Here is a 15,725-nt window from a genome sequence, read left to right on the forward strand (position 1 = left end):
CGAAGACGCCAAGGCGGGCAACACCGCCGCGGCCATCGCCGCCTATGAAGAGGCCTGCAAGGCCTCCCCCGACTATCTGCAGGCGCATATCAACGTCGGGGCAATATACTACGAACAAAGCAAGCTCGATCTGGCGGCCAACCATCTCGAGGCGGCGGTGAAGATCGATTCGACCTCCGCCGACGCGTGGAAGAACCTCGGTCTGGTCTACGCGCAGGCCGGCAAGTTTGATCAGGCCGCGGCCGCCTTTACGCGGCTGGGCGCAATCGACGCCAAGTCGGCCGCCGCCGGCTGGGCCACCCTGGGCGCCGCCAAGAAAAAGAAAGGCGACACCGCCGGCGCCAAGGCGGCCTACGAAATGGCGATCAAGGCCGACCCGTCCGACTCCAAGTCGCTTTACAACCTCGGCAACATTCAGAAGGACGCCAACCAGTTCGAGGAAGCCATCGCCACATACAAAAAGGCGATCGCCGCCAACCCGAAATACATCGAGGCCTACTACAACCTCGCCATCTGCTCGCATCAACTCGACATGGAAAGCTGCGTCCCGGACTACGAGGCCTTCCTCAAGGTCGCGCAGGGCAGCTCCAAGTGGAAAAGCAAGGTGACCGAGGTGCAGGGGATCGTCAAACAGATCAAGGATTACCTCGCCGCCAAGGGCGAGTAACGCGCTCGTACGAACGTCCCCGCGGGCGGGCCTCCGGGCCCGCCCGTTTTTTGTGACGGTTTCGCAATTGTTCCTCCTGGCTTTGTCCGGTAAATTCCCGCGAATCGCTGACGCTTCCCCGGCCTACGGCCGCGTCCGATTCCGCAAGTATGGCGCCGCATCGCATCTCTCATCGTGTCTCCGCCGCGGGCGAGGTCTGCCTGCGTGTCGGGTTTGCCGCCAACCTCGTGCTGGTGATCGGCAAGCTGCTCGCCGGGGTGATGGGCCAGTCCCAGGCATTGATCGCCGACGGGTTCAACTCCATGCTCGATCTGGTCGCGGGGACCATCGCGCTGATCGGCTACCGTGTCGCCGCCAAGCCGCCCGACCGCGACCATCATTACGGCCACGGCAACGCCGAAACTGTCGCGGCGTTGATCGTCGGCCTGCTCATCGTCGCCACCGGCAGCATCATCGTGCGCGATGCGGTGGTCACGATCTGGGAGGGGACCGCCAGACGTCCGGCGCTCTGGACGGTCTATGTCGCCGTCGCGGTCATCCTGCTGAAACTGGGGCTTTTCCTCTACAGCCACCGTGTCGCCGCGCGCGAGCGCAGTCTGGTGGTGCGCGCCACCGCCACCGATCATCTCTCCGACGTGATCGCCACATTCGGCGTGCTGGTCGGCGTGGCCGGCTCGCAGCTCGGCTATCCGGTGCTCGACCCGGTCGCCGCCTTCTGGGTCGCGGCGGTCATCCTCTATCACGCCTTCAAGATCATCCGCGAAAACACCTTCGTCCTTCTGGGTGGCGCGCCGCCGCAGGAGACCATCGATGATATCGTCGCGACCTTGCGTTCGGTGCCCGGTGTGCTCGGCCTGCACCGCACCAAGGTGCGCACCGCCGGACGCGGCGTGATTGTCGACACGGAAATCCTCGTCGACGGCGGCTTGTCGATTGATGTTGCCCACGATATCGCCAACACCGCCAGCGACACGGTGATGGCCGCCTACCCCGGCGTCTTCGATGTCGTGGTGCATATTGAACCGTACACGCCCGAACGCGATGCCGAGGGCGCCGATCCACTCACTCCGCGCCATCGGATGCCCCGCCCGGAGGCCCGTTGATGAAGCGCTGGCTCATCCTCGCCGAAGGCGCCGCGGCCGGTCAGTTCGCGCCGCTGGATCTGACCCGTCCCGGCTTTTTCCTGCGCGACGGCGCCTTCACCAACGCCGAGCGCTGGATCGCGCTCCTGCGGCCGACCGCCGTCGCCTACGAGACCCGCGCGCAGTTTCAGCCGCTGCTGGCCGAGCTGGCTCCGGCCGCGGGGGAGAAGCCCGCGCGCGCCGGCGCCCAACCGGATGAGATCTGGACGATCGAAGGATTGGTCCAGCCGCTGGACGATCCGCGCTGGGCCACCGGACGGTTTCCCGATTTCAGTTGGTCGTCGGGCGCCGCCCGCATCTCCAAGGTTTCGGCGCGCGTCAAGTCGGCGCCGCCGGCGCCGTCGCCGATGCCGTTTCGCGCCCTCGACGGCCTCTGGAACCTGATCGAGCATCTGCCGGAGCAATTGCGCTTCGATTTCGCGCTCTGGTCGCGCGCGCGCAGGATGACCACGGCCCGCCTTCCCGGCGCGTCACGCGGTGTGCACATTGTCGGCGACCGCCGACGCCTCCGGGTGGGGAAAGGCGTCACGATCCATCCGCAGAATGTGCTCAACACCGCGACCGGCCCGATCATTCTCGATGATGATGTCACGCTTGAGCCGTTCAATCGCATCGACGGTCCCGCCTACATTGGCAAGGGGAGCGCGTTGCTGGGCGGGAAGTTCACCGGCGGCGCCGCCATCGGCCCCGGCTGCAAGATCGGCGGCGAGTGGGAGGCCTCGATCGCGCAGGGATTCGTCAACAAGGCCCACGCCGGCTTTTTCGGGCATGGCATCCTGGGCGAGTGGGTCAACCTCGGCGCCATGACCACCAACAGCGATCTGAAGAACACGTATGGAACCGTCCGGGTCGCCCGCCACGGGGCCGAGGTCGAAACGGGACTCATTAAGGTAGGGTCGTTCATCGCCGATTATTCCAAGACAGGGATCGGCACATTGATCCCGACCGGCGCCACCTGGGGAGTGGGCGTCAATTACTTCGGCGGCGATCTGGCCCCCCGGGATCTGCCGTCGTTTGTCTGGGGGACGCGAGGGAACCTTGTCGAGCACCGTCTGGACCGGATGCTGTCCACCGCCGCCGCGGCCATGGCGCGCCGCGCCGCGGCGCTGCGCGCGTTGGCGCGGCCCGATGGCCTCACCGACACGCAGCGGACGCTGCTGACCGCCTTGTTCGACGGGACCGCCGCCGCGCGCGGCGCATTTCTGCGACGGCAACGGGAATAGGATTCACGATCGCCATGCCTGAACTGCGCAAAGATCCGATTAGCGGACGCTGGGTGATCATCGCCACCGATCGCACCGAGCGGCCCAACGATTTTCGACGCGTCTCCGAGGCGCGCCACACCGATCCGGCCAACTGCCCGTTCTGCCCCGGCAACGAGCGCGAGACGCCGCATGAACTGGTCGCGGTGCGCGGCAACGGCTCCGCGCCCGACACCCCGGGCTGGCAGGTGCGCGCCGTGCCCAACCGCTATCCGGCCTTACGCATCGAAGGGGATCTCAACCGCGAGGGACTCGGCGTTTACGACAAGATGAACGGCGTCGGCGCCCATGAGGTCATCATCGAGACCCCCAACCACGACGAAGAACTGGCCGACCTCGATGAACGCCGCATCAACGATGTCCTGCGTGTCTGCCAGTGGCGCGTCAGCGACCTCATGCACGATGAGCGCTTCCGCTATGTCCTGCTGTTCAAAAATCAGGGCCAGGCGGCCGGCGCGTCGCTGGAACACGCACACACGCAACTGATCGCCACGCCGGTCGTGCCGCGGCAGGTGATCGAGGAACTCGAAGGCGCCCGCTACTACTTCAACCACCGCGAGCGCTGCATCTTCTGCGATATCGTGCGGCAGGAGATCTCCGACGGCGAGCGGCTGGTCGACCAGACCCCGCACTTTGTCGCGCTTTCGCCCTATGCCGCCCGGTTCCCGTTTGAGACGTGGATCTTGCCGCGCGGGCATCAGCCGGCCTACTGGACGATCAGCGAGGAACACCGGCTCGAATTCGCCACCATCCTGCGCCGGGTGCTGCTGCGCCAGCGCGCCGCCCTCGGCGATCCATCGTTCAACTACATGGTCCACAGCTCCCCCTTCGGGCTGGAGAGGGATCCCGAGTACCACTGGCACCTGGAAATCATCCCGCGTCTGACCAGCATCGCCGGTTTCGAGTGGGGGACCGGGTTCCACATCAACCCCACCTCGCCGGAGGAAGCCGCCTCCGTCCTGCGCCAGACCGATTGGACCGCCGCCCTCGGCGCCGCAGCCGGCCTCAAGACCCAGTGACGGGCCCGGCGGAAACGAGACCGCATTGCGTATTCTGTTTGCCACATCGGAAGTGGTGCCCTTCTCCAAGACCGGCGGTCTGGCCGATGTCGCCGGCGCGCTCCCCGAAGCGATCGCGCAACTGGGGCATGAAGTGCGGGTGGTGTCGCCCTTCTATGCCGCTCAGTTTCACCGCGATCATCCGACCGTGCCCCACGACGGCCTGGCGGTGTCGCTTGACTTCAATGGCATCCCGCAGACGTTCAAGCTGCGCCGCCCCGCCAACTGGAAAGGGAAGGCCCAGCATTATTTCGTCGAGCACCCCAATTACTACTCGCGTTCCGGCCTGTATGTGGAACTCTCAACCGGCCGCGACTACCCCGACAACGATGTCCGGTTCGCCTTCTTCTCCCGCGGCATCCTCGAGCTGCTGTCGCAGGCGAAGTGGGTGCCCGAAATCATCCATCTCAACGACTGGCAGACCGCGCTCGCGGCGGCGTATCTGAAACTGAAGGCCGCCGAGGTGCCATCGCTGCAGAAGACCCGCACGCTCCTGACCGTGCACAACATGGCGTATCAGGGGGTATTCCCGCTCGAACGGTTTCCGTTTCTCGGCTTCGATGAGGCGTTGGCCGAGCCGATGGGGCCGTTTGAGTTTTTCGGCAAGATCAACTTCCTGAAGGCCGGTCTGGTCTACGCCGACAAGATCAACACCGTCTCGCCGACCTACGCCCGCGAGATTCAGTCCTCCTCCGAATACGGAGCCGGGCTGGAGGGGATCCTGCGCCAGCGTTCCGCCGACTTGTCCGGCATCCTCAACGGCGTTGATGTGGAGATCTGGAACCCGGCGACCGACAAACTGATCCCCGCCACTTACGACGCCGCGCATCTCGAGGGCAAGGCGGCCAACAAGCGGGCGCTCTGCGAGGCCTGTGGCTTCGCCAGGGAGCGCTGGGACCGTCCACTGGTCGGCATGATCACCCGGTTGGCCGAGCAGAAGGGACTCACACTGGTGGCCAACGCCGCCGAACGGCTCTTCGCGCTTGATGTCAATCTGGTCCTGTTGGGCACCGGTGATCCGGCGCTGCAGAAGACATTCGGGGCCTGGAACGAGAGCTTCGCCGGCCGTTTCCGCGGCTATTTTGCCTTCGACAATGCGCTGGCGCACCTGATCGAGGCGGGCGCCGACATCTTCCTGATGCCCAGCCGCTATGAGCCCTGCGGACTCAACCAGATGTACAGTCTGCGCTATGGCACCATCCCGGTGGTCCGTGCCACCGGCGGCCTGGCCGACACCGTCATAGACGCCGATGCCCGTCCCGAGGAGGGCAACGGCTTTGTATTCAACGACTACACCGAACAGGCGATGCTGGCCGCCCTCCGGCGGGCGGTGGCCGCCTATGGCGACCGGGCGCGCTGGACCGCCCTGCAGCGACGTGGCATGGCCGCCGATTTCTCCTGGACCCATGCCGCCGGCGAGTACCTGCGGCTCTACCAGGCGGCAATCGACCGTTGACAGACCCCGCAAGGATGGCGATAATATCGCTGTGTCGGGCGCGCGATTGTTGGGCGCCCGCATTTTTGTTAGCCAAAGCCCCGGCGGCGCTGGGGCGCGGAATCAGGCACAGACGATGAGCGACGCGCACGGCCCCGTTTATCTTTCGCCCGAAGGGCACAAGAAGCTCACCGAGGAGCTCAAACGGCTCAAGACGGTGGACCGTCCGCAAATCGTGGCCGAAATCTCCCGCGCCCGCGACCACGGCGACCTGTCGGAGAACGCCGAATACCACGCCGCCAAGGAGCGCCAGGTCCACCTCGAGCGCAAAATCGCCGAACTGGAATTCAAACTTTCCCGCGCCCGTGTGGTCGAATCGACCGCCGACGATGGCCGTGCCTATCTGATGTCGTTTGTCCGCGTCCGCGACCTCAGATCCGGCGAGGAGATCAAATATCAGCTGGTCTCGCCGGAGGAAGCCGATTTCGATTTGGATCGCATCTCGATCAAATCTCCGGTCGGCGCCGGCCTGTTGGGCAAGACAGCCGGGGACAAGGTAACGATCAAGGTCCCCGCCGGCGAACTGGCCTACGAAGTTCTCGAAGTCACCCGCGGCGACTGATCGCCCTCCCATTCGTTTTGTGAACCACAAAATCGGGAGGGTAAGGCCCGAAGGTGCCCAGACTGCTCTTCGGTCCGGTGACGGCCAAGGCAGGTCTCCGACCTGCCCTTGCGATTCCCAATTCATCGCCATTTCACACCACATCAGACACACTCACGCACCGTCATCCCAAGACCCGGCGCTCTTTGCCAGGTCTTGGGATCCTTGTTGCACTTTTTCCGGTGACGACCAAGGCAGTTCTCAGACGTGCCCCCACGATTCCCAATTCATAACGACCACAGCGGGCGGGCTTTGACCCGCCGTCATTCCCCAATGCACAAAACCCCGCGCCAACGGGCGCGGGGCTTTGTGTCTGACAGGGGTGGTTGGAGTTGCTACTTCAGCAAAGTCATTTTGCGTGTCTGCACGCCGGACGCGGTCTGCACCCGGTAGAGATACAACCCGGAGGCCAGCGAGTTGCCGTGCTCATCACGGCCATTCCACTCGACTTCCACCCAACCGGCTTCGCTGTGCCCGGCGGCGCCCCAGACGCGGCGGCCGAGGATGTCGTAGATGGCCAGAGTGTAATCGGTCGCCACGTTGGTGCCGAAGCGGATGATCGTGCCGGCGTTGAACGGATTCGGGTAGTTCTGTGCCACGGTGAATTCGGTCGGCAACGCCGCCTTGGCGGTGTTGACCAGCGACGGCATGACCCAGCCGTCGGATGTGGCCAGATCATGCGTCGACAGGACCGCCTCGTTGGCGTGCGTCATCGCGATCGACACAATCTGACGCGACCCGGCCGGGATGATCTCGGTCGTGTCGCTGTAGACCAGCAGACGCAGCTGGTTGCCGTCGCGATGGGCGCGCACCTTCATGTTGGCCGCCTCCGGCGCGAGCGTCACTTCGCCCACCGTCGCCCCCTCGGGCAGATCGACGATGAAGTGCGCGCCGCCGATATCCAGCTCGGAATCCCAGCGGATCGAGAGCGCCTCGCCGACCGCGTCGGTCGAGATCGCCACCGGCGACGCCGTGGCCAGCTTCGGATGGCCGCCCGGAGGATAGGGCTGTTCATCGCCGGTAATGATGCGGATGAGGTAGACCAAATCGGCGATGGTGAGCACCAGGCCGTCGTCATTGATGTCCGACGCCAGGATCTGGACATCCTTCCAGATCGGATCCCAGACCGAGTTGCCGTAGATGAAGAAGTTCGTGTAGAGCACCGCGTCGCCGATCTCGTTGGCGATGCCGTTGAGATTCAGGTCGCCGCGGTCATCGGGCGGCTCGAGGATGCAGATACGGCCGTTCTCAAAGCAGATGCCCGGAACCGGGTCGGCCTTGGCGTTGCTCTGGCAGCTGTCGAAATCGTACGTCTCCTCGATGAACAGCGTGTCGCCGGTGCGGCTGGAGATCGCGTTGTCGCCGCACTGGAACCAGCACCAGTAGATCGGGATGCACTGGCCGATGAAGTTGCGGTCGCTGGTCAGCACAAAGGTCAGATTGGCGATCGTGCCGACCGGCTTCCACGCGTTCGGGTCGGTGATCGGCTTGCCGTTGTTCATGTCGGTGATGCCGATCAGGCGGATGATCCCCGACGGGCAGCCGCCGACGCAGTTGCCGAAGACGCCCAGACGGTAGGTGAAGTACTCCCACGCCGCCAGCGACGGCCCCTTGGCCACCTGGGTGAGGAAGATGCCGGTCTCGTCATAGCAGAGCAGCAGATCGAAGCCGCCCATCTGTTCCTTGGCAAACTGCAGGACAATCGGCACCGTGACCGCCTGCCCGTTGAGCCCGTCGGTCGGCTCCTCGCCGCCGATGGTCAACTTGAAGATGCAGTTGCAGTCTTCGGTGTTGAGATTGACCGTCACGCAGAACGACGACTGGCAGGTCTGATTGCACGAGTCGGTGCAGGCGATGGTCACGCAGTACTGGCCCGGCTCGGTCGGCGTGAAGGTCCAGAAACCGCCGAGCAATTCGCCCGGACCGCTGGTGATCGCGCAACTGCGCAGGTTGTTGTTCGGGTCGCTCGCCCCCACCGGCAGTTGGATCGTGGCCAGCGAGCAGAGGAAGGTGAAGGTCGTGTCGCCGGGGATGTTGCACACCGGCGGATCGTTGATGACGAAGTTGACCTTGAAACTGCCCTCGCAGGCGGCGTTGCACGAGTCGGCGCACATCACCGACACCGTGACCTCCTGATCGCCGGTCGGCGTGTAACACCACTGCCCGTTGGTCAGCGTTCCCGGCCCGGCGGTCAGCGTGCAGACCTTGAAATTGCCGTCGGGGTCGGTCGCCGAGACCGGCAGACAGACCGGTGTCGGCGCGCACTGGAAGATCGTCGTGTCGCGCGGCAGGTTGCAGACCGGCGGCTGATTCAACGTGACCGTGACGTTGATCGTGTCCTGATCGAACAGCCCGCACGGATCGGCGACCTTGACGATGATCGTCGAGACCCCCGAGCCGGTCGGCGTGAAGCAGACCCGGTTGGCCGCGGTGTCGATGGCGCCCGGGCCGGACAACTTGGTCTCGACCAACCCCGCCAGACCGTCCGGATCGTTGACCGTGTACGGCAGGCAGATCGGCTGCGCGGCGCACTGGAAGACCGACGTGTCGCGCCCGAAGGCGATGACCGGCGGATCATTGAGATTGACGGTCACGACAATCGTGTCCTGATCAAACAGCCCGCAGGAATCGGTGACGCGCGCAATGATCGTGTGCGCGCCGGCTCCCGGCGGCGTGAAGCAGACACGGTTGGCGACGGTGTCGATCGTCGCGCCGGGCGGCGCGCTGATAATCGACTCGGTCCACTTGGCCGGGACATCCGGATCGGAAACCGTGTACGGCAGGCAGATCAGCGTCGGCGCGCATTGGAACAGCGACGAATCATTACCGAAGGCGATCGTCGGCGGACCGTTGAAGCGGATGTCCACTTGGAACGAGCCGGAGCAGGTCGCGCCGCAGGCATCGGTGCAGGTGATTGTCACGTTGACAACCCCCGGGGCTGTCGGTGTATAGCACCAGAATCCATTGGCGACCGCGCCCGGACCGGAGGTGACCACGCAATTGACCGGGACGTCATCGGCCGTCGCCGAGACCGGCAGACAGATCGGCTGCGAACCGCAGACCCGCACGATTGTGTTGCCCGGCAGGTTGCAGTTCGGCGGCGTTGACGGCGTGATCGTGATCACCGCCGTGTCGAGGTCAAACGCCCCGCAGGCATCCTGCACCCGCGCGATGAAGGTGTAAGCGCCCGGCGCGGTCGGGGAGAAGCAGATCTTGTTGAGCGCCGTGTCGATCGCCGCGCCCGTCGGGCCGGAAACCAGCGATTCCACCAGACCGGCAAAGCCGTTCGGGTCGCTGACGGTGTAGGTCACGCAGACCGGATTCTGCGCCGTGCAAAGCTCCTCGGAGCGGTCGGTCGCCAGCGTGATCGTCGGCGGGCTGTTGATGTTGAAGCGGGCAATGAAGGTCTGCTCGCAGGACTCGCCGCAGATGTCGGTGCAGTGCACCGTGATCGTGTCGACTTCGGTCCCGGACGGCGTGTAGCACCACTGCCCGTTGGACAACGTGCCCACCCCGGCAACCAGACTGCAGACCACCGGCGGATTGGCGCTGGTGGCCGAGATCGGAATGCAAACCTGCGTCGGCGTGCAGATGGTGAAGGTCGTGTCCAGCGACGGGATCTGGCAGACCGGCGGTTGCGGCACCGGATAGGTCAGCGTAAACGAGATGCAGCAGGAGTCGCCGCACTCGTCGTAGCAGCAGATCGTGACGTTGACCGTCTCGCCGGGGCCGGGTTCATAGAACCAGGTCGTCCCCGACAGCCAGCCCGGTCCCGAGGTGATGATGCAGGTGTCGAGCTTGCCTTCCGGATCGGTCACCGCGAACGAGACAAACGCCGTCTCCGGCAAGCAGGCCGGCGGCACCGGCGTGTTGAACTCGCAGATCGGCGGCTCGTTGAGATTGAAGCTGACCGTGAACGTGTCCTCGCAGACCGCGCCGCAGGCATCGGCGCAGCGAATGACGACATCGAACGACTCATCGCCGGCTGGCGTGTAGCACCACTGCCCCTGCGCCAGCACACCCGGGCCGCTCACCAGCTCGCAACCCACCAGGTTGCCGTCGATGTCGGTCGCCGAAACCGGCAGGCACAACGGCGAGGCGAAGCATTCGACAATCGCGGTGTCGCCCGGGATGTTGCAGACCGGGCCGGCATTCAGGACGATCCGCGCCACCACGGTGTCGCAGTCCTGCGCCGCGCACGAATCGGTCGCGCAAACGATGATGCGGTAGTACCCGGCGGTGTCGGGCGCAAAGCAGACCCGAGCCCCGTCGATCCAACCCAGTGACGCGGCCAGCGTTGCGATGTTCGCGTTCGGGTCGGTGGCGGCAAAGGGCCCCACGCAGACCGTGTCGGAAGCGCACAGGAAGATTGTCGTGTCGGCCGGGCCGGTCACGACCGGCGGATCGTTGACGTCGATGCGCACCACGATCGTGTCGGCGTCCTCGGCGTTGCACGGGTCCTTGGCCTTGACGATGACCGTATAGAGTCCTTCGCCGGTCGGGGTGAAGCAGACGCGGTTGTTGGCGGCATCAAATGTCGCGCCCGCAGGAGCGGAGACCAGCGTTTCGATGATTCCCGCCGGGCCGTTGGCGTCCGAGACGCCATAGGTCACACAGACCGGGCCGAGCGCGCACTGGCGGATCGTCGAGTCGGGACCGAAGGTCACTACCGGCGGGCTGTTGAGCGTAACGGTTACCCGGATCGTGTCACGGTCCTCGGCGCCGCACGGATCGGTCACCTTGGCGATGACCGTATACGTCCCGCTCACCGGCGGCGTGAAACAGACACGGTTCTGAAGCGTGTCGATCACCGCTCCGGCCGGACCGGTGACCAGCGATTCCATCAATCCCGCCAGACCCTGCGGGTCGGAGACGGTGTAGGGAACGCAGATCTGCGACGGTGTGCAGCCGCCGGTGCCGAAGTCGGCGCCGAAGGCGATCGTCGGCGGCCCGCCGACGGTCACATTGACCACAATCGTGTCGTAATCGACGCCGCCGCACGAATCGACAACACGCGCAATGATCGTGTGCGTGCCGTTGGTCGTCGCATCGAAGCACACCCGGTTGTTCAGCGTGTCGATCGCGCCGGGCCCGGCCACCTGCGACTCGATCAGCCCCTGCAAGCCATCCGGATCCGACACGGCGTAGGGCAGGCAGATCGGACCGGGCTGGCAGAGCGTGATGGAGGTGTCGTTGCCGAAGCTGATGGTCGGCGGATTGGCCCCGCCGATGGTGACCACAATGGTATCCTGATCGAACAGACTGCATGTGTCGGTGATGCGGGCGATGAAGGTATAGACGCCCGGTCCGGCCGGCGTGAAACAGACCTTGTTGGCGGTCGGATCGATCGTGCCGGGGCCGGAGACCAGCGTCTCATGCGCGCCCGCGAAGCCGTCCGGGTCGGCGACCGTATAGGGCAGGCAGATCGCTCCCGGCGGCGGCTGGCAGGCGTAATACAGATCCGGACCGAAGGCGATCGACGGCGGATCATTCATGTCGATGGTGATCACCACCGTGTCGATGTCAAAGGCGCCGCATGGATCGGTGGTCTTGGCGATCAGGACATAGACACCCGACGTGTCGGGCGTAAAGTAGATGCCATTGACCTGGTCGCGGAACTCGCCGAAGCCGGAGAGATTCTCCTCGTACAACCCGCCGAGCCCGTCCGGGTCGGTGAGATTGTAGGTGATGCAGAGTTCGACCGGCACGCAGATGTCATACCAGGCGTTCAAGCCGAAGTTGATCGTCGGCGGATGATTCGGGCTGTTGGTGACGTTGAGCGTGTGGCACAACGACGTGCCGTTGATGTCGGTGCACCGCACCGCCGCATCGCCGCTGGTCGGATCGCAGGCGTTGTTCCCCGGCATCGGGCAGGGGGACGGCGCGGCCTCGCCCTCGTACTTGGCCCGCAGCGTGTAGTTGCCGGCCAGCGACGGCGCGCTGATCCAGCTGCAGGCGTTTCCGAATGCATCGGTGTAGACGGTGTCGGCGATGATCGCCGAATCCGGATCGGCGCAGTCGCCCAAAGCGAGGTAGAAGATGATCGGCCGATTGGCCAGCGGCTCCACGAACTCATCGCCGCACGATTGCCCCAGACAGACACAGGCCGGGAAATAACCATCCGGGCAGGTGCTGTCCGGAATCAGCGTCTTCCACTTGAGCACCGAGCTGCCGGCCACGAACGTGGCCTCGGCCGCCAGCCCCGAACTCAGGCCGCTGGCTTCGCTGGTCATCTGGTCGCCCAGCGGGGAGGACACCGGGAGGTACCAGTACGTATCGAATTTCCCGCCGATCGCGGCGTCGACATTCCAGGTGTCGGAATAACTGCCGTCGCTTAAGCGGATTTTCAACTCGACCGTCTCGCCGGTCTCAAAACCGGTGCCGCTGATGATGACCATTTCCCCCGGCAGGTAGGCGGGTTTGTCGGTCGAAAGCGTGACCACCGGCTGGCTGAGCGGAATAGTCTGCTCCGTCGAGCCTCCCGGCGGGAGCGACCGCGGCGGCTTGGGCGGTGTGAGCACATCGCCGGCCTGCGCCTGCGCCATCGGCGCAAGCAGGGCCAGACAAAGCGTCAGGACTGTCCAGCGCGGCAGTCGCGAAGGGACACGCATGACGGTCTTCATGGTATGGGAACCTCGCATGGAGTTATCCACAGGGGTGACCAGAGTATTCGATTGTGAACGGCCTTGATGGGTTCTGCTCATTCTGACAGGCTCCGACGACGGAGGCGTCATCCTGACGCAATGTCCTTCCGGGTCCTTTGGAAGGCAGACGCCAAAGATCACGGCGTCTTCAGCAACTGGACTGACAAAACGCGAGTAAGTAGAGCTCCTCGATTTGAGCTGGATGGACGGTCCCCAGCCCCACACAATTAAGGCCTTTTCCGTTTACTGTCAAGCAGTTATCAGTTCTGAATGAAGCAACATTGAAAGCCGCGTTGGCGTTGTGCCTGACCCCACAGGCGCCTTCGGCTGCGCCTGTGGCCAGAATCACGACCATGGTCGCGATCAACACGATCAAACTGGTCACCACCAACCAGGACCGGCAGTAGGGACGCTCCGGAATCGTCATGCAAGACTCCCAGACTCTGAGGTCTGCCACCCGACGATCGTTGAACTGACATTTTGTTGCGGGCGCGTGGATGAGGGATACGCGCCGGACGAGCAGTCACTGTAGGACGATAGCTGGGGCCTTTTCTGCGTTTGATCAGCGACGGAGAACTCCGCGAAAGCGGATACCGTGCCTCCTAAATTACTACCAACCTCCGATTTCGTCAAGTCCCTCACGGGCATGACAGCGCAGGGACCATGCTGCAAGCCCTTGCGCATCCAGCACCAACCGACCGGTTCGGCGTCGGCGCAAAGGCACGCGCGCGAAACCTGTAACTGCCTTTCTGATGGCATCTTACCAATCACCATGCGCATACGGGCATAACTCCATCCAGCAATGTCTCTCCCTGCTTTCCGCAAACGCCGTTCCTATCCAATCTTGATTCGCTCAGAGTGCCACTGTCCAGATTATGACAGCCCGTCTGATGCCCTGTCCAATTTCACCCAGCTGAATTTGGAAGTCTGACAACTCTGGTCAACGTTCGCGAAGTCAACCTCCTGACAGTCAATATCATGCGAGACTCAATTTGGTCTGGTTTTCCTTGGCATGGCCCTTGCTGAAGGGTTGCTCGACGCGCAATAAGGCGCGGCAGGATTTCCGACTGAAGCAGACCATGAGAACACAGCCACGAATGATCCGCCGCGTAATGATCGCCACCAGGGAGGGCGTCATGCAGTGCCCGCGATGCTCCTATGTGCTCAGCTACAGTGACGCACTGCTGTGCCGGGTGGGGGAGACGCATTACTGCCCGCGTTGCTGGAGCCGCATCGCCGAGTCCGTTGAAGCCCCCGCCCTGACCCCGGCCGGTGCCACCGAGCCCGTCGCAACGCACAGCTGTCAGCAAACGGATGACCAAGCGGCCCGGAAGCGCCCCTGATCGGCGCGGACGGACGCGACAACGAATAATAACGAGAGGCTTTCCAGTCACATAAAGTTCGCCCGGATGGGCGAAAAGGCAGGAGGAGAAGATGAACCGCAAAGAGCGTCTCGAGATGGTCCGCCGCATGATGTGGGACAACCGTCAGATCACCCTGGCGGAACTTTCCAAGGCGTCGGGTGTTTCGTTGCGCACGACCTACCGGGATCTGCATTCGCTGTTGTCGCACCCGGTTGTCTCCAACACGGCGTCAACGATTCTCCGCAATAAGTAGCACCTCGCGGCGCCGCGGCCAGCGAACCGCCAACTCGCAGCACGGCCGAGCGGGCGCCGCCCCACCGCCTGACAGCATTGCATCACGCGCCGCCGTTGACGACCTTGTCAGCGGCGGCGTCGTGTTGTTGGACCCGCCGCCTCACCGCTCACCCTCGTCCGAGAGGCGTCCATGCCCCACGTTCTGCTGGACCAATTGCCGGCGCTGACCTTGGCCGACGGCGTCGTCGCCCGGGTCGCCGCATCCCTGAATATGAGCATCGCGCATGTCCATCTGGCCGCCGGCGCGCGATTGCCGCGCCATGACCATCCCCATGAACAGGTGGTCAACGTGGTCGACGGCGAATTGGAACTGACCGTGGAAGGACAGCCGTTCCGACTACGGCGGGGCGAAGTCTACATCCTGCCGCCGCACATTCCCCATTCCGCCCATGCTGTCACCGACTGCTATGTCATCGATGTCTTCCATCCGGTGCGCGAAGACTTCCGCGCCGCCTCCTTGACCGGCTACCCCCAACCGGGAGGTAAGACAGCTTGAGCCGGATCGTGATGCTTGTTACCATGTCCCCTGATCCGATGGTGTACGCTCGCGATAAGGAGCTCCCTGCGACATGCTGACTGCTTACATCTACACGGCTGTCATTATCGGCGGTGCGGCGGTCTTGGCGCTTGAGCTGCTCGGCACACGCGTCCTGGCCCCCTTCTATGGCGCCAGTCTTTATCTCTGGTCGGCGCTGATCGCCGTCACACTCGCCGCGCTGAGCGTCGGCTATGCCCTTGGCGGCCGCTGGGCCGACCGTGGCCCGCGCCTCGGACGCTTCGCCATACTTTTTGGCCTGGCCGGACTCTGGACCCTGCTTATCCCGCTTCTGCGCGACCCGGTCTTGCTTCTCACCGAGCCGTTTGGATTGCGGGTCGCGGTGCTTGTTACCGCCGCGCTTCTGTTCTTTCCGCCTCTGGCGCTTCTGGGTATGGTCAGTCCCTATGCCATTCGTCTGAAGGCCGCGCAACTGGAAGAAGTGGGGAGGACCGCGGGTTATCTCTACTCCGTCTCGACCGCTGCCAGCGTGGCGGCCGCGCTGGCCATCGGCTTCTTCCTGATTCCCAATCTGGGTGTCACGCGGCTGGTCGCGGCCACCGGTTTACTGCTTTTGGCCACCGCCCTCTGGGGGAGCATGCTGGCCCGGCGGCTGCGGTCGGCGCCGCTTGCGGCGGCCGTTCTGCTGCTGGCCGGCGGCTG

10 protein-coding genes are annotated in these 15,725 nt (G+C 64.3%); 9 read left to right on the forward strand and 1 reads right to left on the reverse strand.

The genetic code is table 11. From position 1 onward, the window contains the following. From VNN55_10375 to greA, 6 genes are all read left to right on the forward strand, one after another. Window positions 1–667 (forward strand): tetratricopeptide repeat protein (locus VNN55_10375; protein ID HWO57958.1); only part of this gene is annotated, 667 nt, incomplete at its 5' end. A 149-nt stretch (window positions 668–816) separates the two neighbouring features. Beyond that, a complete protein-coding gene (locus tag VNN55_10380) occupies window positions 817–1,770 on the forward strand; it encodes a cation diffusion facilitator family transporter (protein HWO57959.1) in 954 nt (317 codons plus the stop codon). Next, on the forward strand, window positions 1,770–3,032 hold the full coding sequence (locus tag VNN55_10385) for a hypothetical protein (GenBank protein HWO57960.1): 1,263 nt from the start codon (window positions 1,770–1,772) through the stop codon (window positions 3,030–3,032). The genes VNN55_10380 and VNN55_10385 overlap by 1 nt, the downstream gene beginning before the upstream one ends. Window positions 3,033–3,046: 14 nt before the next feature. Further along, window positions 3,047–4,090 (forward strand): galactose-1-phosphate uridylyltransferase, encoded by a 1,044-nt coding sequence (galT, locus tag VNN55_10390; protein HWO57961.1) that lies wholly within the window; start codon window positions 3,047–3,049, stop codon window positions 4,088–4,090. Window positions 4,091–4,115: 25 nt separating this feature from the next. Next, complete coding sequence (glgA, locus tag VNN55_10395; protein HWO57962.1) at window positions 4,116–5,585, forward strand: glycogen synthase GlgA; 1,470 nt, start codon at window positions 4,116–4,118, stop codon at window positions 5,583–5,585. Between the two features lie 115 nt (window positions 5,586–5,700). Beyond that, a complete protein-coding gene (gene greA, locus VNN55_10400; protein ID HWO57963.1) occupies window positions 5,701–6,186 on the forward strand; it encodes a transcription elongation factor GreA in 486 nt (161 codons plus the stop codon). Between the two features lie 374 nt (window positions 6,187–6,560). On the opposite strand, the gene VNN55_10405 is transcribed toward greA, so the two are convergent. After that, window positions 6,561–12,866: a T9SS type A sorting domain-containing protein gene (locus VNN55_10405; protein HWO57964.1), complete on the reverse strand. Its 6,306-nt coding sequence runs from the start codon at window positions 12,864–12,866 to the stop codon at window positions 6,561–6,563. A gap of 1,437 nt (window positions 12,867–14,303) precedes the next feature. Here VNN55_10405 and VNN55_10410 point away from each other — a divergent pair. From VNN55_10410 to VNN55_10420, 3 genes are all read left to right on the forward strand, one after another. Next, window positions 14,304–14,486 (forward strand): hypothetical protein, encoded by a 183-nt coding sequence (locus tag VNN55_10410; protein HWO57965.1) that lies wholly within the window; start codon window positions 14,304–14,306, stop codon window positions 14,484–14,486. A gap of 171 nt (window positions 14,487–14,657) precedes the next feature. Further along, entirely contained in the window at window positions 14,658–15,023 is a 366-nt protein-coding gene (locus VNN55_10415) for a cupin domain-containing protein (GenBank protein ID HWO57966.1), read from the forward strand. 73 nt (window positions 15,024–15,096) lie between these two features. Beyond that, a partial coding sequence (locus VNN55_10420; GenBank protein ID HWO57967.1) for a fused MFS/spermidine synthase occupies window positions 15,097–15,725 on the forward strand: 629 nt, incomplete at its 3' end.

Source organism: bacterium (genome assembly GCA_035559435.1).
Taxonomy (GTDB): Bacteria; Zixibacteria; MSB-5A5; order WJJR01; family WJJR01; genus JACQFV01.